We start from the raw sequence: 22,779 nt of genomic DNA on the forward strand, positions 1-22,779 counted from the left end.
CTGCCTAGGCCCCTTCTGCGACAGACAGAAGACCGCTTGCGGGTTTTCCGTCCTCGCGCCACGGTGCAGGCATGACCCTTGTCATCGAAACCCGCGACCTGACCAAGACCTATGGCGACGTGCGCGCGCTGGACGGGCTCAGCCTCGGCATACCGCGCGGCGGGGTCTATGGGGTGCTGGGGCCGAACGGCGCGGGCAAGTCGACGCTGTTCCGCATCCTGCTGGGCCTGATCCGTCCCACGGCGGGCGAGGTGCGGGTGATGGGCCAGCCGACCGGCGATCCGGCCATCACCCGGCGCATGGGTTCGATGATCGAGACGCCGCGCTATCCGCCCTACCTCAGCGCGCGTCAGGCCCTGCGCTGGCTGGCGCTGGCGCACGGCATGGGCGGCGAGGTCGAGAGCGACCGCTGGCTGGCGCGCGTCGGCCTGACCGAGGCGGCCGACCGCAAGGTTCGCGGCTTCTCGGTCGGCATGATGCAGCGGCTGGGCGTCGCCGCCGCCCTGATGACCCGGCCCGATCTGGTCATCCTGGATGAACCGACCAGCGGCATGGACCCGCCCGGCATTCAGGAGATGCGCGCCCTGATCCGCAGTCTGGCCGACGACGACGGCGTGACCATCATTCTGGCCAGCCATCAGTTGCTTGAGGTGCAGCGCGTCTGCGACCGCGTCGCCATCCTGAACCGCGGCAGGCTGGCGGCGGAGGGCAAGGTCAGCGACCTGACCGCCTCCGGCGAGCAGCTGCGCCTGTCCGCTACGCCGCTGGCCAGGATCATGGCCGTGCTGGGCGAGCGCGGCAGCGTGCAGGACGACGCCGTCATGGCCGCCATCCCCCGCGCCGAGGCCCCTGCCCTGCTGCGCGCCCTGATCGAACAGGGCGTGGACATCGACGAGGCCCGCTGGGTCGGCGCCGATCTGGAAAGCGTCTTCATGACGCAAACCGCCTCACCCGCAGGAGGTCGCCCATGATGCTGGCCGACGCCATCCGCGCCGAAACCTGGCGCCTGCTGCAGAACCGCACCGCCCTGTTGTGGAGCATCGTCTTCGTGCCGGTCGCCTGGCTGGCCGGGAACATCGCCTTCAACCTGTTCATCAACGACCGGGTCAACACCGTCACCGACCGCCTGCCGTCGCAGCTGCGTCTGGGGCGCGGCACGCTGGATCTGGGACAGACCCTGATGGAGGCGGCGGGCCAACTGGCCCATCCGGCCCTACTGGCCTTCCTGCTGATCGGCGCGGCCAGCGTCTTCGCCGCCGACTATCGGTGGGAGACATGGCGGCTGATCACCGCGCGCAACAGCCGCCCCAATCTGATCATGGGCAAGGTCGGCGCCGTCAAGCTGATGGTCCTGAGCACGCTGATCCTGTGTCTGGTCGCCGCCCTGATCGCCGCGGTCGCCAAGGGGCTGATCTTCGACAACCGCTTCGTCTTCCATTTCAGCGCCGAGACGGCCCGCAGTTTCGGCCTGCTGTTCCTGCTGGCCTTTGTGCGCGTGGTGCAGTTTCTGATGCTGGCTCTGCTGGCGGCCATATTCACACGCTCGCTGGCGGCCGCCCTCTTCATTCCGCTGGCGATCGGCGTGGCGCAGGCCCTGGTCGCCAAGGGCAGCATGATCGCCGGTTGGCGCGTCGGCGACTGGCCTACCATGCTGCTGTTCCCGGGCGAGGCCTATGAGGTGCTCAAACTTCGCATCCAGGGCGGCATGATGGCCGCCATCCTGCCCGACGGCGCCGCATGGCGCGCGGCCGCCGGACTGGCGCTATGGTGTTTTGCGCCCTTCCTGCTGGCCCTTGGCTGGTTCCAGCGTCAGGACCTGTCGAAGGAATAGCCGCCGGATCAGGCCAGCGCCTTCTCCATGAAGACATCCGCCCGCACATAGGGGGTGTCGCGCGGCGGCAGGCGCACAAAGCCGAAGCTGTCGTACAGGCCCAGCGCCGGGCCAAGCGTCGAGCTGGTTTCCAGATAGAGGCGCGGGGCGCCCGCTTCGCGCGCAGCGGCCTCGCAGACCTCCAGCAGGCGGCGCGACAGCCCCTGCCCCCGCGCCGACGGAGCGATGGTCATCTTGGCGACCTCGAAGCCGCCGTCGTCCATGGCCATCAGGGCGCAACAGCCCACCACATCGCCTTCGCGCTCGACAAAGAAGATGCGGCCGCCGGGCGTCAGGATCTGCCCCTGCGGATCGTCCAGAACCTTGCGGTCCTTGGCCTCGATCGCGAAGCCGCCCTCGGCCAGCCAGGCCTCATTCAGGGCGCGCCAGTCCCCAGCATAGGACGGCGAAAACCCGACGATACGAAACGCTTGCTCACTCATGCCGGGCTGTATGGCGCCGCTTTCCGGCAGCGCGCAAGACAAAGGGCGACCGGATCGCTCCGGCCGCCCTTCAATCTTGTTCAAACCCGAAGGGTTTGATCAGGCCTCGTCGTCGCCTTCGATGGCGTAGACCGGACCCGAATCCAGGCCCTTGGCGGCGGTGTCGCGATCCACGAACTCGATGACGGCCATCGCGGCGTTGTCGCCGTGACGGAAGCCCGCCTTCATGATGCGGATGTAGCCGCCGTTACGCTCAGCGTAACGCGGAGCCAGGGTCTCGAACAGCTTGCCGACCTGCGGCACGTCGCGAACGGCGCTGATGGCCTGACGACGAGCGTGCAGATCGCCCTTTTTGGCCAAGGTGACCAGCTTTTCAACGAAGGGACGCAGTTCCTTCGCCTTGGGCAGAGTCGTCGTGATCTGCTCGTGCTTGATCAGCGAGGCGGCCATGTTGGCGAACATGGCCTGGCGGTGGCTGGCCGTGCGGCCGAGCTTACGATAGGCGGCGCCGTGGCGCATCGGGGTCTCTCCTACTCAACCCTGGTTTCCCGTCCCTACTTGCCGGACGAGACCTGGGGCCTCTCATTCTAACCGCCCCAACCGATCCAACGGACCCGGGCGGAGGGTTGATGATCAGATCTGGTCGTCGAACTTCTTGGCCAGATCTTCGATGTTTTCCGGCGGCCAGTTCGGCACATCCATGCCGAGCGACAGTCCCATGGACGCCAGAACTTCCTTGATTTCATTCAGCGACTTGCGGCCGAAGTTCGGGGTGCGAAGCATTTCGCCCTCGGTCTTCTGGATCAGGTCGCCGATGTAGACGATGTTGTCGTTCTTCAGGCAGTTGGCCGAACGGACCGACAGCTCCAGCTCGTCCACCTTCTTCAGCAGGGCCGGGTTGAAGGGCAGTTCGGGCTTGCCGTCCGACTGCTCGACAGCCTTGGTCGGCTCATCGAAGGTGATGAAGATCTGCAGCTGGTCTTGCAGGATGCGGGCGGCGTAGGCCACCGCGTCAACCGGCGAGACGGCGCCGTTGGTTTCGACTTCCAGGATCAGCTTGTCGTAGTCCAGCGACTGGCCCTGACGGGTCGGCTCGACGCGATAGGCGACGCGCTTCACCGGCGAATACAGGGCGTCGACGGCGATCAGGCCGATCGGAGCGTCTTCCGGGCGGTTCAGTTCGGCGGCGACGTAGCCCTTGCCGTTCTGGACCGTCAGTTCCATGCGCACCGACGCGCCGTCATCCAGAGTGCAGATCACGTGATCCGGGTTCAGCACCTCGATATCGGCCGGCAGGTCGATCTGGGCCGCCGTCACCGGGCCGGGGCCCGTGGCGCGCAGCGTCATCCGCTTCGGGCCTTCCGCGTGCATACGCAGGGCCAGTTGCTTGATGTTCAGAACGATGTCGACGACGTCCTCGCGAACGCCTTCCAGCGACGAGAACTCGTGCACCACACCGTCGATCTGAATGGCCGTGACCGCCGCGCCTTGAAGCGAAGACAGCAGAACGCGACGAAGCGCGTTGCCGAGCGTCACACCGAAACCGCGCTCGAGAGGCTCGGCGATCAGACGCGCCTTGTGCTGCGGGTCAGACCCGCCCTCGACTTGCGGTTTCTCGGGACGGATCAGCTCTTGCCAGTTTCTTTCGATCATAAAGTCCCTCGAACGGGTTTCGACGGCTCCGTGTCCTCACGTTCAGAACAACAGGAGCCGCCGGGAGAAGGGGTAGGCGGCGTGAACCTTAGACGCGACGGCGCTTCGGCGGACGGCAGCCGTTGTGCGGCATCGGCGTCACGTCACGGATGGTCGTGATCGTCATGCCGACGGCCTGCAGGGCGCGCAGGGCCGACTCGCGGCCCGAACCCGGACCCGAGACGTTCACTTCCAGCGTCTTGACGCCGTGCTCGGCGGCCTTCTTGCCAGCGTCTTCCGCAGCCATCTGAGCGGCGTACGGCGTCGACTTGCGCGAGCCCTTGAAGCCCATGTGGCCGGCCGACGACCAGGAAATCGCGTTTCCTTGAGCGTCGGTGATCGTCACCATGGTGTTGTTGAACGAAGCGTTCACGTGGGCGACGCCCGAGGTGATGTTCTTACGTTCGCGGCGCTTAACGCGACCCGGTTCCTTAGCCATCGGTCAGGCCTCTCTCTTACTTCTTCTTGCCGGCGATCGGCTTGGCCGGACCCTTGCGGGTGCGAGCGTTGGTGTGGGTGCGCTGGCCGCGGACCGGCAGGCCCTTACGGTGACGCAGGCCGCGGTAGCAGGCCAGGTCCATCAGGCGCTTGATGTTCATCGACGTCTCACGGCGCAGGTCGCCTTCGACGGTGAAGTCGCGGTCGATGGTTTCGCGGATCTGCAGGATCTCCGCGTCGGTCAGCTGGTTCACGCGGCGGGCCGGCTCGATGCCGATCTTGGCCGTGATCTCCTTGGCGTTGTGCGCGCCAATGCCGTGAATGTACTGAAGCGCGATTTCAACGCGCTTGTTCGTCGGAATGTTGACGCCTGCGATACGGGCCACGAAATTCTCCAAGTACGCGTTAATTCAGACGCAGAAACCGCTCCGGTCAACAGACCTGGAACGTGCACGCCCTTCGCGGAAGGCCGCCCTTATACAGGGGATTCCCGATGCGTCAACGGGCAAGCGCCGTGAGCAGGCTGGTTCAGGGCCATTCGACCCCCACCCGGACCTCTCGACCATCAATGGGCGCTCCGTTCTGCGTCAGAGGACGAAAGCGGAAATAACGCGAGGCCGCAAGGGCCGCCTGACCGAATCCCATTCCGTGCGGCGTTTCATCCACCACGCGGCAATCCGACAGGGTGGTGTCCAGCCGGACGCGGCAGGCCAGCGTCGCCTGCCCGCCCCGGCGCTGGCGGAAGGCTTCGCGCGGATGCAGGGCGCGCAGTTCGCCCATGCTGGGGCCGCGAATGATGCGCGGCGGGCCGTCGCCCGCGCCGGGACCAGCGCCGGATCCTCGCCCTGCCCCGCTTCCGCTTCCCTGCCCGCCCAGACCGGCGCCGGGCGCAGGACTGTCAGCCTCAGTCGCAACGCCGATGACAAGCGGCTGCTCAGGGGCCGGACGCGGCGGCGCGACGACTTCGGGCTTCGGCGGCGACGGGGACGGGCGCGGCGGGCGAACGACGGAAGGCGCAGCAGGCGCGCCGCCGCCCTGCGCCGCCGCAGGCTCGACAGGCGGCGGAGGTGGAGGCGGCGGTTCAGGTCGCTCGAACGGAATCAGATCGACCAGAATCGGCGGCGGCGTATCGGGCAGACGCGCTTCATCGCGCCCTATCCCCAAAAGCACAAAGGCGCCGAGGTGCAGAAGGGTCGAAAACCCCGCCGCGCCCCAGCGCCAATGTCTCATTCGTTTCGGCCGCAACCGCGTCTCCCGCTCAGGCTTCCGAACGCCAACGCTTCAGAAGCCGGGAAGGATCAGACCCTGTGTCAGCTCAGGCGTCCAGCGCCGCGTCGATGGCGGCGGCCACGGCGGCGATGTCGCCCATGCCGTCGACCTCGGTCAGCTTGCCCTGACCTTCATAGTAGGGAAGCAGCGGGGCGGTCTGGCGGTTGTAGACGGCCAGACGGTCCTTGAACGTCTCGGGGTTATCGTCGGCGCGGCCCTGCTCGGCGAAGCGTTTGCCGATCCGGTCGGTCAGGGCGGCGTCGTCCACCTTCAGGCGGATGACGCTGTCGATCTTGGCGCCGCGCTTGGCCAGCATGGCGTCCAGGGCCTCGGCCTGGGCCACCGTGCGGGGGAAGCCGTCGAAGATGGCGCCGCCGGCGGCCTCGGCCTCCGGCAGACGGGCTTCGATCAGGGCGATGACGATGTCATCGGTGACGAGGTCGCCGCGCGCCAGCACGTCCTTGACCTTCAGCCCCAGCTCGGAGCCGGAAGCGATCGCCGCGCGCAGCATGTCGCCGGTCGAGAGCTGGACCATGCCACGCCCCTCGACCAGCCGCTTGGCCTGGGTGCCCTTGCCGGCCGCGGGCGGCCCGAACAGGATCAGGTTCATTATGTCTTCGGGCCCCCTACCCGATCAGCGACGGGCAGGAGCGGAACCGCCCCGGCCACGACCGCGCAACTTGGCCTTCTTGATCAGGCCTTCATATTGGTGAGCCAGCAGGTGCGACTGGATCTGGGCGACAGTGTCCATCGTCACCGAGACAACGATCAAGATAGACGTTCCGCCAAAGTACAGGCTGTTGCCCAGGCTGCTGACCAGGAACTCCGGCAGCAGACAGACGGCGGTGATGTAGGCCGCGCCGATCACCGTCAGGCGCGTCAGCACATAGTCCAGATACTCGGCCGTGCGCTTGCCCGGACGGATGCCCGGCAGGAAGCCGCCGTACTTGCGCAGGTTCTCGGCCGTGTCCTCCGGATTGAAGGTGATCGAGGTGTAGAAGAAGCAGAAGAAGATGATCAGGGCGGCGTACAGGATCATGAACACCGGCTGCCCGTGGGTCAGCTGGGCGGTCACCAGCGGCAGCCAGCTCATCCAGTCCGGCAGGTTCGCATTGGCGGTGAACTGGGCCACCGTCGTCGGCAGCATCAGCAGCGACGAGGCGAAGATGGCCGGGATCACGCCTGCGGTGTTGACCTTCAGCGGCAGGAAGCTGCGCTCGCCGCCGGTCATGCGGTTGCCTTCCTGGCGCTTCGGATACTGGATCAGAAGGCGGCGCTGGGCGCGCTCCATGAAGACGATGAAGACGATGACCGCCACCGCCATGATGGCGATGAAGAACAGGGTGAAGGCCGACATCTGACCCTGCTGGGCCAGGCCCAGCATCCGCGCCACCGTCGACGGCAGAACCGCCACAATGCCCGCGAAGATGATCAGGGAGATGCCGTTGCCGACGCCGCGCGCCGTCACCTGCTCGCCCAGCCACATCAGGAACATGGTGCCGCCGGTCAGGACGGTGACCGTCGAAATGATGAAGAACAGACCCGGCTGGTCGATCAGGCCCGGCTGGGCGTTCAGCCCCACCGCGATGCCGAACGACTGGGCCAGCGCCAGGAACACCGTCAGATAGCGGGTGTACTGGTTCAGCTGCTTGCGGCCCGACTCGCCGCCTTCCTTCTTCAGCTTCTCCCACGGCGGATACACCGCACCCATCAGCTGGACGATGATCGACGCCGAGATGTAGGGCATGACGTTCAGCGCGAACACGGCCATGCGCTCGACGGCGCCGCCCGAGAACATGTTGAACATGTCCAGGATGCCGCGTTGGCCATCCGGGTTCTGGAAGAAGGCCAGGAAGGCCTCGCCGTTGATCCCTGGGATCGGAACATAGGTGCCGATCCGATAGACCAGCAGCGCGCCCAGCGTGAACAGCAGGCGCTTGTGCAGCTCGGTCGCCTTGGCGAACGAGCCCATGTTCATATTGGCAGCAAGTTGTTCAGCGGCCGAAGCCATCAGGCGCTCCCCACACGGTCACCATAAATCATGCCCGTGGTCAGATAGGCGGAAAGCGGCGCTCTTGCGAGGGCCGCTTTCGGAAAATCGTCATCCCGTTCCGGACGTTCCCGGCGAAGACGCGAAAGCCGCGTCCCCGACGGGATGACGATATCGGATTTTAGGCCTTGGCCGCGGCGCGCTTGGCGCGTGCCGAGATCTTGTTGGCGTCGCCCAGCGGAGCCTTCGGCGCCGGAGCCTTGCCGCGAGCCGCATTGCGCTTCTCGAGACGGGCAGCCGCCTTGGCTTCGGCTTCGATGCGCTGTTGCGTCACCGAACCGCCAGCAGCTTCGATCGCCTTGATGGCGCCCGACGAGGCCGACCACACGACGATGTTCAGCTTGGCCTTCAGTTCGCCTTCGCCCAGGATGCGCACGCCGTCCTTGACGCGGCGGATCACGCCAGCGGCGACCAGGGCCGCACCGTTGATCTCGGCCTTGGCGTCCAGCTTGCCGCCGTCGATGGCTTCCTGCAGGCGCCACAGGTTGACTTCAGCCAGCTTCGGCGCGTTCGGCACGTTGAAGCCGCGCTTGGGCATACGCATGTACAGCGGCATCTGGCCGCCTTCAAAGCCGACCTTGCCGCCGCCCGAACGCGAGTTCTGACCCTTGACGCCACGGCCAGCGGTCTTGCCCTTGCCCGAACCCGGGCCACGGCCGACGCGCATGCGCTTCTTGGTTGCGCCTTCGTTGTCGCGGATTTCATTCAGTTTCATTGCCTGATCCTTTCGGGTTCTAGCGCCAGGTCCGCCAGGCGGTCCTGACTCGGCGTTGTAAAAATTGAAGGGTCGCTGATTAAGCGACCCGCGTCAGCATCGCAAGATGCTTCCTTCATAAAGCGAAACGCCCTCCCCCGCGAACGGGAGAGGGCGAACCGTCTTATTTCTCGACCACTTCCACCATGTGGGCGACCTTGGCGATCATCCCACGAACGGAGGGGGTGTCTTCCAGGGTCGACTCACGGCCGATCTGGTTGAGACCCAGGCCCACCAGGGTGGCGCGCTGATCGTTCTTGCGGCGGATCGGGCTCGCCGTCTGACGGACGGTCACAGTCTTCTTGTCGGTCTTGGCCATCTATCAGCCCTCCACGGCTTCCGGCGCCGAAGCGCCGTCATTGCGGCGGCCCATCAGGTCGGACACCTTCTTGCCCCGCTTGGAGGCGATCTGGCGCGGCGACGACTGGACCTTCAGAGCTTCGAAGGTGGCGCGGATCATGTTGTAGGGGTTCGACGAGCCGGTCGACTTGCCCACAACGTCCTGGACGCCGAGGGTTTCGAGGACCGCACGCATCGGACCACCCGCGATGACGCCGGTGCCCGGAGGCGCCGCACGCATCATGATCTTGCCGGCGCCCCAACGGCCGTTGCCGTCGTGGTGCAGGGTGCGGTTCTCGCGCAGCGGAACCTTGATCATGGTCTTCTTGGCTTCTTCGGTCGCCTTACGGATGGCTTCCGGCACTTCGCGCGCCTTGCCATGACCGAAGCCGACGCGGCCCTTGCCGTCGCCGACGACCATCAGGGCCGCGAACGAGAACCGGCGGCCGCCTTTGACGGTGGCGGCGACGCGGTTGATGTGCACCAGCTTCTCGATGATGTCCGAGTCCGGACCATCAACGGGAGCGTTGCGGTTGTCGCGACGGTTGCGATCGCCGCCGCCGCGTTGGGGTTCACGAGCCATGCTTGCCGTTCCCTTAGAAGTTCAGGCCGGCTTCGCGCGCGGCTTCCGCCAGCGCCTTGACCCGGCCGTGATAGATGTAGCCGCCACGGTCGAAGACGACGTCCGTGACGCCCTTCTCGATGGCGCGCTCGGCGATCAGCTTGCCGATCTTGGCGGCGGCTGCGACGTCCGAACCCTTCGAACCCTTGCCGCCTTCCAGCGACGAGGCGGCCGCCACCGTGATGCCCTGGGCATCGTCGATGATCTGAGCCGAGATGTTCTTGTCCGAACGGTGGACCGACAGACGCAGACGACCGTTGGCGACAGCCTTCAGGCGACGGCGAGTGCGCTCGGCGCGGCGCTTGGCTTGTTGTTGAAGAGAGAGAGCCATGACTTACTTCTTCTTGCCTTCCTTGCGCCGGACGAATTCGCCCTGGTAGCGCACGCCCTTGCCCTTGTAGGGCTCCGGCGGACGCATCTTGCGGATGACCGCGGCGATTTCACCCACGACCTGCTTGTCGGCGCCCGAGATCTTGATCTCGGTCTGCTTCGGAACAGCGAAGGTGACGCCTTCCGGCGGAGCGATGTCGACGTCGTGCGAGAAGCCGAGCTGCAGCGAGAGATCCTTGCCCTTCAGCGCAGCGCGGTAACCCACGCCGACCAGTTCCAGGGTCTTCTCGAAGCCGTCCGTCACGCCGGTCACCATGTTGGCGACCAGGGTGCGCGACAGGCCCCACATGGCCTTGGCGCGCTGCGTTTCCGAACGCGGGGTCAGCGACAGTTCGTCGCCTTCCTGCTTGACTTCGATCTCTTCGGCGACGGTCCAGGAGCGTTCGCCCTTGGGACCCTTCACGGTGATGTCCTGGCCGTTGAGCGTGACAGTCACGCCCTTCGGCACAGCGATGGTTTTCTTGCCGATACGAGACATATCAGTAGACCCTGCAGAGGACTTCGCCGCCGACGTTGGCGTCGCGCGCGGCGGCGTCGGACATGACGCCCTTCGAAGTCGAAAGGATCGAGATGCCGAGGCCGTTCTTGACCGGCTTCAGATCGCCGATGGCCGAATAGACGCGACGGCCGGGCTTCGACACGCGGGCGATCTCGGCGATCACCGGCTGGCCGTCGAAGTACTTCAGCTCAATCTCGAACTGCGGGAATTCGCCGGGGTTCTGAACCAGCGAATAGCCGCGGATGTAGCCCTCGTCCTGCAGCACGTCCAGGACGCGCTGGCGCAGGCGGGAAGCCGGGGTGAGCACCGACGAACGCTTGCGGGTGGCCGCGTTCTTGATGCGAGCGATCATGTCGCTCAGGGGATCGTTGATCATCATATCTGTTCGCTCCCCTTACCAGCTCGACTTCGTCAGGCCGGGGATCTGACCCATGTTGCCCAGCTCACGCAGGGCGACACGGCTCATCTTGAGCTTGCGGTAGTAAGCCCGCGGACGACCCGTCACTTCGCAACGGTTGCGAATGCGGCTCGGAGCCGAGTTGCGCGGCAGGGCCGCCAGCTTCAGGCGCGCATCGAAACGCTCCTCAAGCGGCAGGCTCTCGTCGTTGGCGATAGCCTTCAGGGCGTCCCGCTTCGCGGCATACTTCGCAACCAGGGCCTTGACGGCTTCGTTGCGGTTTACGGCGCTTTTCTTAGCCATTGTTCTCTTCCCTTCCCGATCAGTTCACGAACGGGAACTTGAACTCGGTGAGGAGAGCCTTGGCTTCCTCATCGGTCTTGGCCGTGGTGCAGACAACGATGTCCATGCCCCACATCTGGTCGATCTGGTCGTAGTTGATCTCCGGGAACACGATGTGCTCCTTCAGACCCGTGGCGTAGTTGCCGCGACCGTCGAACGAAGTGCCCTTCAGGCCCCGGAAGTCCTTCACGCGCGGCAGGGCGATCGTGATGAAACGGTCCAGGAACTCATACATCTGGGCGCCGCGCAGCGTGACCTTGCCGCCGATGACCATGCCTTCGCGCAGCTTGAAGCCGGCGATGGAGTTACGGGCCTTGGTCGGTACGGCCTTCTGACCGGCGATGGACGTCAGGTCCTTGAGGGCCGCGGTGGCCTTCTTGGAGTCGGCCACAGCTTCACCGATACCCATGTTCAGGACGATCTTGTCCAGCTTGGGGATCTGCATCTCGTTGGTGTAACCGAACTTTTCCTTCAGGACGCCGCGGATGCGGTCCTGATATTCGGTCTTGAGACGCGGCGTGTACTTGGTGTCAGCCATCAGATGACGTCTCCCGTCGACTTGGCGAAGCGGACCTTCTTGTCCCCCTCAACCTTGAAGCCCACGCGGGTCGCTTTGCCGTTGGCGTCGGCGATCGCGACGTTCGACAGGTGAAGCGAGGCTTCCTTGTGCTTGATGCCGCCTTGCGGGTCAGCCTGGGTCGGGCGCGTGTGGCGCTGGACCATGTTGACGCCTTGCACGACGACGCGGTTCTCGGTCGGCAGGACCTGGATCACCTTGCCGGTGCGGCCCTTGTCCTTGCCGGTCAGGACGACGACGTTGTCGCCCTTCTTGATCTTGGCGGCCATGGTTACAGAACCTCCGGAGCCAGCGAGATGATCTTCATGTGGTTCTTGGCGCGCAGCTCGCGCGGAACCGGGCCGAAGATACGGGTGCCAACGGGCTCGTTCTGCTTGTTGACGATGACGGCGGCCGACTTGTCGAAACGGATGACAGAGCCGTCCTTGCGCTGGATGTCCTTGGCGGTGCGCACGACGATGGCGCGAACGACATCGCCCTTCTTCACGCGGCCGCGCGGAATCGCTTCCTTCACCGAGGCGACGATGGTGTCGCCAATCGAGGCGTAGCGGCGCTTGGAGCCGCCCAACACCTTGATGCACATGACCCGGCGAGCGCCCGAGTTATCGGCGACCTCCAGGTTAGTTTGCATCTGGATCATGGGATCCGATCCTTCTTCTTACGAAGCCGAGGCCGGGGAAATGATTTCCCAGCGCTTCAGCTTGGACTTGGGGGCGCATTCGATGATGCGCGCGATATCGCCGACTTTGAGAGCGTTAGCTTCATCGTGGGCGTGGTAGTTCTTGGACTTGCGGACCGTCTTGCGGAGCAGCGGGTGCAGCAGGGTGCGCTCGACCTTCACGACGACGGTCTTGTCGCCCTTGTCGGAGACGACCACGCCTTCAAGAATGCGTTTGGGCATCGGTGTTTCCTTACGAGGCCGCACGCTTCTCGCGCAGAAGCGTCGAGATGCGGGCGATGTCCTTGCGCACTTCCGAGACCCGGTGGGTCTTTTCCATCTGGCCGGTGGCGGCCTGGAAGCGCAGGTTGAACTGTTCCTTCTTGAGCTTCAGCAGCTCGTCGGACAGCTGGTCGACGGTTTGCGACCGGAGATCGGCGATCTTGGTCATTAGGCGGCTTGCTCCGTAACGATGCCGGCGTCCAGGCGGGTGACCACCTTGGTGCGGATCGGCAGCTTGGCGGCGCCGAGGCGCAGCGCTTCACGGGCCACGTCGTCCGGCACGCCGTCGATTTCGAACATGATGCGGCCCGGGGCCACGCGAGCGGCCCAGTGGTCCACCGCGCCCTTGCCCTTACCCATCCGCACTTCAGCCGGCTTGCCGGAGACCGGCACGTCCGGGAAGATGCGAATCCAGACGCGGCCCTGACGCTTCATCTGACGGGTGATCGCGCGGCGAGCCGCTTCGATCTGACGCGCCGTGATGCGCTCCGGCTCGACGGCCTTCAGACCGTAGGAGCCGAAGTTCAGCGAGAAACCACCCTTGGACGAGCCGTGGATGCGGCCCTTGAAGGCCTTGCGGTACTTGGTCTTTTTCGGTTGCAACATGGCCTATCAGCCCTCACGACCACGGCGCGGACCGCGATCACCGCGGGGGCCGCGCTCACGGCCTTCGTTGGACGACGGACCCGAGGCTTCCTGGGCCCAGCGCTTGTCCTGAGCCATCGGGTCGTGCTCGAGCACTTCACCCTTAAACACCCAGACCTTCACGCCAATGATGCCGTAGGTCGTCTTGGCTTCATAGAAGCCGTAGTCGATGTCGGCGCGCAGCGTGTGAAGCGGCACGCGACCTTCGCGGTACCATTCCATACGAGCGATTTCGGCGCCGCCCAGACGGCCCGAGACGTTGATGCGGACGCCCTTGGCGCCCAGGCGCATGGCCGACTGCATCGAACGCTTCATGGCGCGGCGGAACGCGATACGGCGTTCCAGCTGCTGAGCGATGTTCTCGGCGATCAGCTGAGCGTCGGTTTCCGGCTTGCGGACCTCGACGATGTTCAGGTGAACTTCGCCTTCGGTGCGGGCCGAGATGTCCTTGCGGAGCTTCTCGATGTCAGCGCCCTTCTTGCCGATCACGACACCCGGACGGGCGGCGTAGATCGTCACGCGGCACTTCTTGTGGGGGCGCTCGATGATGATGCGCGACACGCCGGCGGCCGACAGGCGTTCCTTCAGCCACGTGCGCAGCTTCAGGTCCTGGTGGAGCAGTTTGGCGTAGTCAGCGCCGCCGGCGAACCAGCGGCTGTCCCACGTGCGGTTCACGCCGAGGCGCAGACCGATCGGATTGATTTTCTGACCCATCAGGCGGCCTCACCTGCTTCGCGAACCACGATGGTGATTTCGCTGAACGGTTTCAGGATGCGCGACGAACGACCGCGAGCACGGCTCGCGAAACGCTTCATCACCAGGTTCTTGCCCACGAAGGCCTCGGCGACGACCAGGTTGTCGATGTCGAGGTTGTGGTTGTTCTCGGCGTTCGAGATCGCCGAGTACAGGACCTTGCGGACATCGCCAGCGATGCGCTTGCGGCTGAATTCCAGCTCGTTCAGCGCCTTCTGGACCGGCAGACCGCGGATCGACGCGGCCACCAGGTTCAGCTTCTGCGGGCTGATGCGGACGTTGACCAGCTTGGCGCGGGCCTCGGTCGCTTCAACGCGGCGGGGGTTCTTGGTCTGGGCCATGGATTACTTCCTCTTGGCCTTCTTGTCCGCCGCGTGGCCCGGGAAGTTCCGGGTCGGGGCGAACTCGCCGAACTTCATGCCGACCATTTCTTCGGAGACCGACACCGGCACATGCTTCTGGCCGTTGTGGACGCCGAACGTCAGACCGACGAACTGCGGCAGGATGGTGGAGCGGCGCGACCACGTCTTGATCACGTCCTTGCGGCCCGACGATTGAGCGGCGTCGGCCTTCTTGAGCAGATACCCGTCGACAAACGGGCCTTTCCAGGAGGAGCGGGCCATTCTTAGCGAGCCTTCTTCACGTGACGGCTACGGATGATGAACTTATCCGTGGCCTTGTTCTTGCGGGTACGGGTGCCCTTGGTGTCCTTGCCCCACGGCGTAACCGGGGTACGACCACCAGAGGTCCGGCCTTCACCACCACCATGCGGGTGGTCGATCGGGTTCATGGCGACGCCGCGGACGTGCGGACGCCAGCCCATGTGACGCTTGCGGCCCGCCTTGCCCAGGTTCTGATTCATATGCTCGGGGTTCGACACGGCGCCGACAACGGCCATGCAGCCGTCCAGAACCATGCGAAGTTCGCCCGAGCCCAGACGGATCTGAGCGTAGCCCTGGTCGCGACCGACCAGTTGAGCGTAGGCGCCGGCCGAACGGGCCAGCTGGGCGCCCTTGCCCGGCTTCATCTCCACGTTGTGGATGATGGTGCCGACCGGCATGGAGCGCAGCGGCATGGCGTTGCCCGGCTTCACGTCGACCTTTTCACCCGCGACGATGGTGTCGCCGGCGTGCAGGCGCTGAGGCGCGATGATGTAGGTCTTCTCGCCGTCGGCGTAGTTCACCAGGGCGATGAAGGCCGTGCGGTTGGGGTCGTATTCCAGACGCTCGACCGTGCCGACCACGTCGAACTTGCGACGCTTGAAGTCGATCTTGCGGTACAGCTTCTTGGCGCCGCCGCCGCGGAAGCGGACAGCGATGCGACCGCCCTGACCACGGCCGCCCGACTTGGTCAGGCCCTCGGTCAGCGACTTCTCCGGGCGGCCCTTGTGCAGCTCGGAACGGTCGACCAGCACCAGGGCGCGGCGGCCCGGCGACGTCGGATTGTAATGCTTCAGAGCCATCTTCTTAGAGCCCCGTCGTGACGTCGATCGACTGACCATCGGCCAGCGTCACGATCGCTTTCTTGATGTCCACGCGACGGCCCAGGATGCCCCGGAAGCGCTTGGTCTTGCCCTTTTGAACCAGGGTGTTGACCTTGAGGACGTTGACTTTGAACAGGCTTTCGACCGCAGCAGCGATCTCGTCCTTGGTCGCCGTGCCGGCGACGCGGAAGACGACCTTGTTCTGCTCCGACAGGATCGTGGCCTTCTCGGTGATCACCGGAGCCAGGATGGTGTCGTAGTGCTTGGCGGTGGGTTGAGCGGCGGCCATTATGCGGCTTCCTTCTCAGCGAAGCGGGCCTCGATCGCCTCAACGGCGGCCTTGGTCAGCACCAGTTTGTCCGCCCGCAGGATGTCATAGACGTTCAGGCCGGCGTTCGGCAGCACGTCGATGTGCGGGATGTTGCGCGCGGCCAAGCCGAAGTTGGCGTCGACTTCCGGACCCGCGATGATCAGGGCCTTGGTCCAGCCCAGCTTGCCGAAGGTGTCGCGCAGGGCGGCCGTCTTGGCTTCCTTGACCGAGACGCTGTCGACAACGACCAGATCGCCGGCTTTCACCTTGGACGACAGGGCGTGCTTCAGCGCCAGGGCGCGGACCTTCTTGGGCAGCGAGAAGCCGTGGTCGCGAACGACCGGGCCGAACGCCGGCGAACCGCCGACGAACTGGGGCGCACGACGCGAGCCGTGACGGGCGCCGCCCGTGCCCTTCTGCTTGTACATCTTCTTGCCCGTGCGAGAGTTCTCGTTGCGGGTTTGAACCTTGTGGGTGCCGGCGCGGCGCTTGGCCAGCTGCCAGTTGACGTAACGGGCCAGAAGGTCGCCGCGGATGTCGGAGATGCCGAAGACGGCGTCCGACAGCTCAACGTCGCCAGCAGCCTTGCCGTCGAGTTTGATGACCGAGAGTTTCATTACGCTTCACCGCCTTCGGTCGCTTCCACGGCCGGAGCTTCTTCAGCCGGCGTCGAAGCGGGTTGAGCAGCAGCCGACTTCACGGCGCCCGGGAACGGAGCGTCCGAGGGACGGGCCTTCTTGATGGCGTCGCTGATCTTGACGTAGGCGCCGTCGTGACCCGGGACAGCGCCCTTGATCAGGATCAGGCCACGCTCGGCGTCCACGCGGACGACGGTCAGGTTCTGGGTGGTGACGACTTCCTGGCCCAGATGGCCAGCCATCTTCTTGCCCTTGAAGACCTTGCCCGGGTCCTGACGCTGGCCGGTCGAACCGTGCGAACGGTGCGAGATCGACACGCCGTGCGAGGCGCGCAGACCACCAAAGTTCCAGCGCTTCATGGCGCCCGCAAAGCCCTTACCGATGGTATGGCCCTGGATGTCGACCTTCTGGCCCGCGAGGAAGTGGTCGGCCGACAGTTCGGCGCCCACGTCCAGCAGGGCGTCTTCACCCACGCGGAACTCGGTCACATAGGCCTTCGGCTCGACCTCGGCCTTCGCGAAAGCTTCGCGTTGAGCCTTGGCCGTGTTCTTGGCCTTCTTAACGCCAGCGCCCAGCTGAAGGGCGACGTAACCGTCGCGCTCCTTGGTACGTTGGCCGACGACTTGGCAGCCGTCGAGCTGGAGCACAGTGACCGGAACGTGCGCGCCGTCATCGGCGAACACGCGGGTCATCCCCAGCTTCTTGGCGATCACGCCCGTGCGCATGTCGGATCCCGCCTCTTTCTTTCTTAGATCTTGATCTCGACGTCCACGCCGGCGGACAGGTCGAGCTTCATGAGCGCGTCCACGGTCTGCGGGGTGGGGTCGACGATGTCGAGCACGCGTTTGTGCGTGCGGATTTCAAACTGCTCGCGCGACTTCTTGTCGACGTGCGGCGAGCGGTTCACGGTGAACTTTTCGATCAGGGTCGGCAGCGGGATCGGACCACGAACGGTCGCGCCCGTGCGCTTGGCGGTGTTGACGATTTCGCGCGTCGAAAAGTCGAGGACGCGGTGATCGAAGGCCTTGAGCCTGATGCGGATGCTTTGATCCATATCGGTTGTTATTCCCATGCGGCCGGAGCCGCGTCCCTGTGAACCATTTCAAAGACCGAAGCCTCAGGACGACAGATCGTCCCCAGGAAACGCAAATCCGCAAAAACGAGCGGCCCACGCAGTCCCCCGCGAAGGCCGTAAGTTCCCAAGAAGCTGCAAAGAACAGTAACTTAGGTCGTCCCTGCGGACCGCGTCTGCACCCGAAAGTGCACAGCCGGTCCAACAAGAGGGGTGCTTATGCCTTCCGATTCCAATTCCGTCAAGCGCGGAAATCCCCGCCCCGTCAGGGTTTGCGACTCACCGCCCCTGTGACGCCGCTGCGCCGCACCATCGCCACATAACAGGGTCCGCATCTTAGGAACTGGGGCCGAAAGGGGGCCGGATGAACGCCACAGAAAGGCGCCGCCGCATTCCCCGCACCACAGTGACGCAGTTATGCCGCAATGCGTCGCTTTTGGGCAACATCGCCTCTCATGTGACGTCTGCATGACATGTTTGTTACGGCGAAACGGAAAACAGCGACCTATGTCTCGCCCATCGTCGGACAGGCAGCGCTTGTTCGGCGGCAGTACATAAGGACAAAAAAATGAAAACCGTCTTTCTCGCTTCGGTCGCCGCCGCGACCCTGATCGCCGCTCCCGCCTTCGCCCAGAACGCCATCGGCTCGGTCGGCGTCGCCTATAACTATGCCGACATCGAAGACATCGACGTGAACCGCGGCGTCATCGACGGCACCGTCGCCTCGCCGGTGTTCGGCGACTGGACCGTCACCTTCAACGGCGAAGCCGCCTATACGGACGTCAAGCACGGCGGCCACGAGTCGACCGTCGCCGGCGCCGTTCACCTGTCGAAGAAGATCGAAGACATGCGCTTCGGCGGCTTCGTCGGCGCTTCGGAATTCCTGGGCGGCGGCACGATGACCACCTTCGGCGTCGAAGCCCAGAAGTACCTGGAACGCGCCACCCTGACGGGCGTGGCCTCGTACGGCACCGTCCACAACTCGGACATCTGGAACGTGGCTGCTGACGCCGCCTTCTACGCCACGCCGCAACTGCGCCTGAACGCCGGCGCTGCTTACGCCAACGCTGACAACCTGTTCGTCGGCGGTTCGGTCGACGCCTGGTCGGTCGGCGTGGGCGCCGAGTACCAGTTCGCTGACTCGCCGTACTCGGTGTTCGGCGGCTACGACTACGCCAAGTCCTCGGACCTGGACGCCGACGCCAACGTCTTCAAGATCGGCGTGCGCTACAGCTTCGGCGGCGGTCTGCAAGCCCGCGACCAAGCCGGCGCCAACCTGGGCCGCACGGTCGGCGGCGTCGCCGCCCTGCTCGGCAACTAATCGGTCTTCGCGGTCTTACGACTGCACGGATCAGGGAAACCCCGGCGGAGCGATCCGCCGGGGTTTTTCCTTGCCTGCTCGTCGCCGCAGCCGACAGGCTGCGCTGACATGAAAAGGCCCGCAAGCGTCCACGCCTGCGGGCCTTCTTGCTTATAGGATCAGCCTCAACGGCCGATGCGCAGATTCCCTGAGCCGACGATGGAGCGCGACACCCGACCGGTCGCCTCGGCCACCTGCACATCGCCCGATCCGGCGATGGCGGTCGATACGTCGCCTGCCGTGCCGTTGAACACCACATCGCCCGAGCCGCCGATGGACACCTTCAGCGACGGAGCGCGTCCGCCGCGCACCCGCACGTCCCCGGACCCGCCGATGGCGATGTCGGTCTCGCCGTCCACCCGCGCCACATCAATGCTGCCCGAGCCGCCGACGCTAGCGTCCAGCACGCCCGTAGCCCCGGCGAAGATCGAACCGGACCCGCCGACAGCGGCCTCCAGCTTGCGCGAGGTTCCGGCGCGGATGCTGCCTGAGCCGCCGACCGACAGATCCATGTCCCCGTCCACATTGGCCACCGTCCACGAACCGCAGCCGCCGTTCCCCAGCTCCACAGAACGCGCGCCGCGTCCGATCGAGCCGAACAGAGCGCCGCCGCCGCTGACCTCGACATCGCGCGGCGTGCGCAGGACGATCATGGGCGCGTCCTCCATGCGGATGCGCCCCTTGCCGCGAACCTCGACCGAGGAGCCTTCACCCGGCTGGCGGGCCTCGGCGCGACTATTGTGGCATGAGCCGATCAGGCCGCCGTTGAAGCTCATGCCCCGGCCGCGTCCCAGACCGCCCTCGATGCTCACATCCGACCCGCGCCGCTCGACGCGCAGGTCCGGCAGTCCGGCCGCGCCCTGGGTGATCTCCACCCCGATGTCCGTCCGGTCCTCGGGAATGACGATGACGCGGGCCACCGCATTGCGGATGGTCACATCAGCGGCCAGGGCGGGCGCCGCAAGAACGGCGGAGGCGGCGAAGGCGGATCCGATGACGGCGACGATGGCGGCGGGTTTCATGAGCGATATCTCCCTGTCTTGGTGTCCAGGGAAACCTGAGCGCCGCCCGCCGCAAAGTCAGTTTAAATCGAGGTCATGAACCCCTTTTAACCTGAAGCGCTCAGACCCCTGCGCCGTTCGCACGATCCGGCGCCAGCGCCGCCGCCCCGTCCGTCGCCCCGACCGCGGGCTCAAAGTCCCGTTCAAAGGCGGCGATACGGCTCTTGACCAGCCCCGTCCGCTTCAGCGCCACAGACGCCGCCCAGCGCGCCGCCAGTTCAGGCTGGCTCATCCGATCCGTGGTGCGCGGCTCCCCGCCCCGGCTGCGCAGGAAGGCATTGGTATAGAGGGCGCCGTTGCGGATGCGCGAAGGCCAGCTCTGGAACTCCACCGACAGGGAGACGCAGAACCGGTCCAGATTCTCCACCCGGTGCGGCGCATAGAAGGGCCAGGTCAGCGCCTGCCCCGGCTCCAGATCGACGACGCGGGCGTCGTCTTCAAACGCCATGCGATAGGGAATCTCTTCCGTCGTCTGGCGGGTGACGACCTGCTCCATGCTGCGCTCGGGCAGATGGGCCTCGTCGCCCGGATAGACGAACAGACGCTTGCGCCCGCGCATGTGGAACAGCACCACTCCGCCCGCGTCGAAATGATAGGGCACCCGCGCCTTGGGCGAGGACAGGATCAGCTGGCCGCTGGCGCTCGCCGCCTTCACCCCATAGCCGCCCAGTATGCGTTCGAAGTCGACCATGGCCACGCGCCACAACTCGGGCCAGCCCTGCTCGACCTTGCGCATATTGACCCACAGACGGCCCTGCTGGATCGCCTCCAGCAGTTCGGCGCCGTTCAGCTTGCCCCGCGCGCCGGTGCGCAGGCTGACCTGCCCCTCGTCGTCATAGTCATACAGGTTGATGTCGAACAGGTCGGCCGGATAGCGGTCCAGCACCTCGGCCAGGGCCTGATCCGCGGCGAATCCGTCCGCGACCAGCGCGTGAGGGTGGACCTCGGGCCGGGTGATCGGACCTGCGTAACGCGTCATCGAAGCCGTCATCTGCCTTCTCCTCGTCAATCGGCCGCGTGGGCGGCTTTCTGTTTGCGGACCAGATCGGACACGGCGCGCACGACGCCCGACGCCCGACCGGCCATGGTGGTTTCACACGCTTCCACAACCGACCAGCGACGACAGGCGCTGGTACGCAGACGCGCGGCCCTGTCGTCGCCCAGCACGCCGACTGCAGCGCTGGCGGCCGCGCCCAGCAGATTGCCGGGCGATGCGCGCGTCACGACGCCCTCGACCGTCTCCAGCCCGCCGTCGTCATAATATTTCTTGTAGGCGCCCCCGACGCCGACGCCGTAGTCGAAGAAGCGATAGCCGCGCTCCGACCCCAGTCGGATCGTCTCCTGCGTCAGCACGATGCCGGGCGACCAGCGCGCGACCTCCTGATCATAGACCGGGAACCACAGATGGAAGTGGCGGCCTGCATGCATCGAGAACTCCATGGCCACGACGCGCCCGTCGGCCCGAAGCACCGCCAGCGATGCGCCGAAACCGTCTTCTCCCTCGACATCCATCAGGGCGTGCAGCACCCGTTCAGTCCAGCCGCAGGCGAAGATGTCGTGAAGGCCCGTGCGACGGTACTGCTCGCTCTTTTCACGCAGCAGCCGTTCCAGCAGGGCGTGATCCTTCATGCCCATCTCGATTTCGATCGTGGCGAACGCCGCATCCAGACCGCGACGCGAGCGTTCCTTGTCCTTGAAATATTTCGGGAAGACCTGACGGCGCCGCGCATACCAGGCGTCAAAGCCACCTTCTTCCGGGACCACAGACACCACGCTGTGGTTGCGAAGCATCCTGTCCGGCGCCTCGCCGATCCATGCGGCGGCCGCAAAGCGCGGCGCCCCGATCAGGTCCGCCGCCTCCTGCATCGACGGCTTTGCGTCACGCGGGCCGATGACCCCGTGATAGTCGTTCATCGGCGCAGCCAGCGGCTGAACCGTCCCGCCCCGACGCTGATGCGGATAATAGCCGACGACGCGGCCGTCCCGTTTGAAGACAGCCACGGCCGAACCGGGACACAGGGGGCCCGCCGTCCGTGCGAACTCCCAGCGAAAATAGGGACTGCTCAGGTCAGGATCCGCGCGCGCCCAGTCGTTCCACTGCGCGCCCTCCCCGGCCGACAGCTCGGCCAGACTGCGGATTTCAACGGATAGTGGACCTGACATGACGCTCCCTTCGGAACGGATGCAGCAAGTCCCGTTCCAACCCGCAGGATACGGGAAAGCCCTTGAGGTCGGGTTAGCGTCCGGCCTCTTTGCAAAAGATCGGAGCCTCCTGGCGCCCGCAGCATTGTCTTTGTCAGGAGGCTCCCATGACAACGCCACGCCCGAAGTCCCGCGAAACCGAAAACGAAAACCAGCGCCCCGACAAACCCGGCCATCCGCCGCGCCCCGCCACCGAGCCCAAGGACGCCAAGGGCAGCAGCAACTCTGGCCGCACCGAAACCGACCCCGCGACCGGCGCTCCAAACGACTGAATGCAAAACGGCCCCCGGATCGCTCCGGGGGCCGCTCTGTTACGCTTTACTCTTGGCCTAACGCCCTTGCGGGCTGCTTGAGGCCGGTACGCTTACGCTTACTCATACTAACGAACCGGCGAGGACCGAGGCCGTCGCCACTTCTGACGTCGATATTACTCGACGATCTTGGCCCCGGCGGGAGCGAGCTCCCGCCTAGCTTTAACCTCGCGTGGCGAGGATCGTCGATTACTCGACGATCTTGGCCACAACGCCGGCGCCGACGGTGCGGCCGCCTTCACGGATGGCGAAGCGCAGCTTCTCTTCCATCGCGATCGGCGTGATCAGCTCGACGTCCAGCTCGGCGTTGTCGCCCGGCATG

36 protein-coding genes and 1 pseudogene are annotated in these 22,779 nt (G+C 65.4%); 4 read left to right on the forward strand and 33 right to left on the reverse strand.

Annotated elements, in window-relative coordinates; translation table 11 throughout:
• Nucleotides 1–71: 71 nt before the first annotated feature.
• Together ABE454_RS10760 and ABE454_RS10765 are read left to right on the forward strand one after the other, a co-directional pair.
• Nucleotides 72–971: an ABC transporter ATP-binding protein gene (locus ABE454_RS10760; RefSeq protein ID WP_346531573.1), complete on the forward strand. Its 900-nt coding sequence runs from the start codon at nt 72–74 to the stop codon at nt 969–971.
• Entirely contained in the window at nt 968–1,831 is an 864-nt protein-coding gene (locus ABE454_RS10765) for a hypothetical protein (protein WP_346531574.1), read from the forward strand. Before ABE454_RS10760 ends, ABE454_RS10765 begins: the two co-directional genes overlap by 4 nt.
• An 8-nt stretch (nt 1,832–1,839) precedes the next feature.
• Here the strand turns inward: ABE454_RS10765 and ABE454_RS10770 are convergent, their stop codons facing one another.
• The 29 genes from ABE454_RS10770 to rpsJ form a co-directional block, all read right to left on the reverse strand.
• The gene (locus tag ABE454_RS10770; RefSeq protein ID WP_346531576.1) at nt 1,840–2,313 is read right to left on the reverse strand and encodes a GNAT family N-acetyltransferase; all 474 of its coding nucleotides are present in this window, start codon (nt 2,311–2,313) and stop codon (nt 1,840–1,842) included.
• Nucleotides 2,314–2,412: 99 nt separating this feature from the next.
• Nucleotides 2,413–2,832 (reverse strand): 50S ribosomal protein L17, encoded by a 420-nt coding sequence (rplQ, locus tag ABE454_RS10775; protein ID WP_346531578.1) that lies wholly within the window; start codon nt 2,830–2,832, stop codon nt 2,413–2,415.
• Between the two features lie 114 nt (nt 2,833–2,946).
• Entirely contained in the window at nt 2,947–3,966 is a 1,020-nt protein-coding gene (locus tag ABE454_RS10780) for a DNA-directed RNA polymerase subunit alpha (RefSeq protein WP_291781324.1), read from the reverse strand.
• 88 nt (nt 3,967–4,054) lie between these two features.
• On the reverse strand, nt 4,055–4,444 hold the full coding sequence (gene rpsK / locus ABE454_RS10785; RefSeq protein ID WP_003164390.1) for a 30S ribosomal protein S11: 390 nt from the start codon (nt 4,442–4,444) through the stop codon (nt 4,055–4,057).
• A gap of 16 nt (nt 4,445–4,460) precedes the next feature.
• Entirely contained in the window at nt 4,461–4,829 is a 369-nt protein-coding gene (rpsM, locus tag ABE454_RS10790) for a 30S ribosomal protein S13 (protein WP_025978145.1), read from the reverse strand.
• A 142-nt stretch (nt 4,830–4,971) separates the two neighbouring features.
• Nucleotides 4,972–5,673, reverse strand: a complete 702-nt coding sequence (locus ABE454_RS10795; protein WP_346531579.1) for an energy transducer TonB — start codon at nt 5,671–5,673, stop codon at nt 4,972–4,974.
• Nucleotides 5,674–5,758: 85 nt separating this feature from the next.
• Nucleotides 5,759–6,322 (reverse strand): adenylate kinase, encoded by a 564-nt coding sequence (locus ABE454_RS10800; RefSeq protein ID WP_346531581.1) that lies wholly within the window; start codon nt 6,320–6,322, stop codon nt 5,759–5,761.
• A gap of 24 nt (nt 6,323–6,346) precedes the next feature.
• The gene (gene secY / locus ABE454_RS10805) at nt 6,347–7,723 is read right to left on the reverse strand and encodes a preprotein translocase subunit SecY (RefSeq protein ID WP_346531582.1); all 1,377 of its coding nucleotides are present in this window, start codon (nt 7,721–7,723) and stop codon (nt 6,347–6,349) included.
• Between the two features lie 160 nt (nt 7,724–7,883).
• Complete coding sequence (rplO, locus tag ABE454_RS10810) at nt 7,884–8,477, reverse strand: 50S ribosomal protein L15 (protein WP_346531584.1); 594 nt, start codon at nt 8,475–8,477, stop codon at nt 7,884–7,886.
• 163 nt (nt 8,478–8,640) lie between these two features.
• Nucleotides 8,641–8,835, reverse strand: a complete 195-nt coding sequence (rpmD, locus tag ABE454_RS10815) for a 50S ribosomal protein L30 (RefSeq protein ID WP_346531586.1) — start codon at nt 8,833–8,835, stop codon at nt 8,641–8,643.
• Between the two features lie 3 nt (nt 8,836–8,838).
• Nucleotides 8,839–9,438, reverse strand: a complete 600-nt coding sequence (gene rpsE / locus ABE454_RS10820; RefSeq protein WP_346531587.1) for a 30S ribosomal protein S5 — start codon at nt 9,436–9,438, stop codon at nt 8,839–8,841.
• A gap of 13 nt (nt 9,439–9,451) precedes the next feature.
• On the reverse strand, nt 9,452–9,808 hold the full coding sequence (gene rplR, locus ABE454_RS10825) for a 50S ribosomal protein L18 (protein ID WP_121482630.1): 357 nt from the start codon (nt 9,806–9,808) through the stop codon (nt 9,452–9,454).
• 3 nt (nt 9,809–9,811) lie between these two features.
• Nucleotides 9,812–10,345 (reverse strand): 50S ribosomal protein L6, encoded by a 534-nt coding sequence (gene rplF, locus ABE454_RS10830; protein WP_346531589.1) that lies wholly within the window; start codon nt 10,343–10,345, stop codon nt 9,812–9,814.
• A 1-nt stretch (nt 10,346) separates the two neighbouring features.
• Nucleotides 10,347–10,745, reverse strand: coding sequence for a 30S ribosomal protein S8 (gene rpsH / locus ABE454_RS10835; protein WP_003170021.1), 399 nt, complete (start codon nt 10,743–10,745; stop codon nt 10,347–10,349).
• Between the two features lie 15 nt (nt 10,746–10,760).
• Entirely contained in the window at nt 10,761–11,066 is a 306-nt protein-coding gene (gene rpsN, locus ABE454_RS10840) for a 30S ribosomal protein S14 (RefSeq protein ID WP_003170022.1), read from the reverse strand.
• A 19-nt stretch (nt 11,067–11,085) separates the two neighbouring features.
• Nucleotides 11,086–11,643 (reverse strand): 50S ribosomal protein L5, encoded by a 558-nt coding sequence (rplE, locus tag ABE454_RS10845; RefSeq protein ID WP_346531591.1) that lies wholly within the window; start codon nt 11,641–11,643, stop codon nt 11,086–11,088.
• Entirely contained in the window at nt 11,643–11,951 is a 309-nt protein-coding gene (rplX, locus tag ABE454_RS10850; RefSeq protein WP_087139528.1) for a 50S ribosomal protein L24, read from the reverse strand. Before rplX ends, rplE begins: the two co-directional genes overlap by 1 nt.
• 2 nt (nt 11,952–11,953) lie before the next feature.
• On the reverse strand, nt 11,954–12,322 hold the full coding sequence (gene rplN, locus ABE454_RS10855) for a 50S ribosomal protein L14 (RefSeq protein WP_003164378.1): 369 nt from the start codon (nt 12,320–12,322) through the stop codon (nt 11,954–11,956).
• An 18-nt stretch (nt 12,323–12,340) separates the two neighbouring features.
• Complete coding sequence (gene rpsQ / locus ABE454_RS10860; RefSeq protein WP_087139529.1) at nt 12,341–12,583, reverse strand: 30S ribosomal protein S17; 243 nt, start codon at nt 12,581–12,583, stop codon at nt 12,341–12,343.
• Nucleotides 12,584–12,593: 10 nt separating this feature from the next.
• A complete protein-coding gene (rpmC, locus tag ABE454_RS10865; RefSeq protein WP_003164376.1) occupies nt 12,594–12,791 on the reverse strand; it encodes a 50S ribosomal protein L29 in 198 nt (65 codons plus the stop codon).
• Nucleotides 12,791–13,228, reverse strand: a complete 438-nt coding sequence (gene rplP, locus ABE454_RS10870; protein WP_003164375.1) for a 50S ribosomal protein L16 — start codon at nt 13,226–13,228, stop codon at nt 12,791–12,793. Before rplP ends, rpmC begins: the two co-directional genes overlap by 1 nt.
• A gap of 6 nt (nt 13,229–13,234) precedes the next feature.
• Nucleotides 13,235–13,981, reverse strand: a complete 747-nt coding sequence (gene rpsC, locus ABE454_RS10875; RefSeq protein ID WP_003164374.1) for a 30S ribosomal protein S3 — start codon at nt 13,979–13,981, stop codon at nt 13,235–13,237.
• A complete protein-coding gene (rplV, locus tag ABE454_RS10880; protein WP_346531593.1) occupies nt 13,981–14,361 on the reverse strand; it encodes a 50S ribosomal protein L22 in 381 nt (126 codons plus the stop codon). The genes rpsC and rplV overlap by 1 nt, the downstream gene beginning before the upstream one ends.
• Before the next feature lie 3 nt (nt 14,362–14,364).
• Nucleotides 14,365–14,643 (reverse strand): 30S ribosomal protein S19, encoded by a 279-nt coding sequence (gene rpsS, locus ABE454_RS10885; RefSeq protein WP_003164372.1) that lies wholly within the window; start codon nt 14,641–14,643, stop codon nt 14,365–14,367.
• 2 nt (nt 14,644–14,645) lie between these two features.
• On the reverse strand, nt 14,646–15,482 hold the full coding sequence (rplB, locus tag ABE454_RS10890) for a 50S ribosomal protein L2 (RefSeq protein ID WP_346531595.1): 837 nt from the start codon (nt 15,480–15,482) through the stop codon (nt 14,646–14,648).
• Nucleotides 15,483–15,486: 4 nt separating this feature from the next.
• Complete coding sequence (locus tag ABE454_RS10895) at nt 15,487–15,792, reverse strand: 50S ribosomal protein L23 (RefSeq protein WP_003170030.1); 306 nt, start codon at nt 15,790–15,792, stop codon at nt 15,487–15,489.
• Entirely contained in the window at nt 15,792–16,430 is a 639-nt protein-coding gene (rplD, locus tag ABE454_RS10900; protein WP_312219356.1) for a 50S ribosomal protein L4, read from the reverse strand. Before rplD ends, ABE454_RS10895 begins: the two co-directional genes overlap by 1 nt.
• Nucleotides 16,430–17,176 (reverse strand): 50S ribosomal protein L3, encoded by a 747-nt coding sequence (rplC, locus tag ABE454_RS10905; RefSeq protein WP_312219358.1) that lies wholly within the window; start codon nt 17,174–17,176, stop codon nt 16,430–16,432. Before rplC ends, rplD begins: the two co-directional genes overlap by 1 nt.
• A gap of 23 nt (nt 17,177–17,199) precedes the next feature.
• The gene (gene rpsJ, locus ABE454_RS10910) at nt 17,200–17,505 is read right to left on the reverse strand and encodes a 30S ribosomal protein S10 (protein ID WP_003164367.1); all 306 of its coding nucleotides are present in this window, start codon (nt 17,503–17,505) and stop codon (nt 17,200–17,202) included.
• Between the two features lie 586 nt (nt 17,506–18,091).
• Between rpsJ and ABE454_RS10915 the strand changes: the two genes are divergently transcribed.
• Nucleotides 18,092–18,844 carry a hypothetical protein gene (locus ABE454_RS10915; protein WP_346531597.1) on the forward strand — a complete coding sequence of 251 codons (753 nt, stop codon included), beginning with the start codon at nt 18,092–18,094 and terminating at the stop codon, nt 18,842–18,844.
• 164 nt (nt 18,845–19,008) lie between these two features.
• Here the strand turns inward: ABE454_RS10915 and ABE454_RS10920 are convergent, their stop codons facing one another.
• From ABE454_RS10920 to ABE454_RS10930, 3 genes are all read right to left on the reverse strand, one after another.
• Complete coding sequence (locus ABE454_RS10920) at nt 19,009–19,905, reverse strand: GIN domain-containing protein (RefSeq protein ID WP_346531599.1); 897 nt, start codon at nt 19,903–19,905, stop codon at nt 19,009–19,011.
• 100 nt (nt 19,906–20,005) lie between these two features.
• Nucleotides 20,006–20,935: a transcriptional regulator gene (locus ABE454_RS10925; RefSeq protein WP_346531600.1), complete on the reverse strand. Its 930-nt coding sequence runs from the start codon at nt 20,933–20,935 to the stop codon at nt 20,006–20,008.
• A 14-nt stretch (nt 20,936–20,949) separates the two neighbouring features.
• Nucleotides 20,950–22,107 carry a GNAT family N-acetyltransferase gene (locus ABE454_RS10930; RefSeq protein ID WP_346531602.1) on the reverse strand — a complete coding sequence of 386 codons (1,158 nt, stop codon included), beginning with the start codon at nt 22,105–22,107 and terminating at the stop codon, nt 20,950–20,952.
• Nucleotides 22,108–22,253: 146 nt separating this feature from the next.
• Between ABE454_RS10930 and ABE454_RS10935 the strand changes: the two genes are divergently transcribed.
• Nucleotides 22,254–22,418 carry a hypothetical protein gene (locus tag ABE454_RS10935; protein WP_346531604.1) on the forward strand — a complete coding sequence of 55 codons (165 nt, stop codon included), beginning with the start codon at nt 22,254–22,256 and terminating at the stop codon, nt 22,416–22,418.
• A 228-nt stretch (nt 22,419–22,646) separates the two neighbouring features.
• On the opposite strand, the pseudogene tuf reads toward ABE454_RS10935, so the two are convergent.
• Nucleotides 22,647–22,779, reverse strand: a pseudogene (gene tuf / locus ABE454_RS10940) (elongation factor Tu); the annotation flags it as partial.

Source organism: Brevundimonas diminuta, from assembly GCF_039673845.1.
In the GTDB taxonomy this organism is placed as follows: domain Bacteria; phylum Pseudomonadota; class Alphaproteobacteria; order Caulobacterales; family Caulobacteraceae; genus Brevundimonas; species Brevundimonas diminuta_E.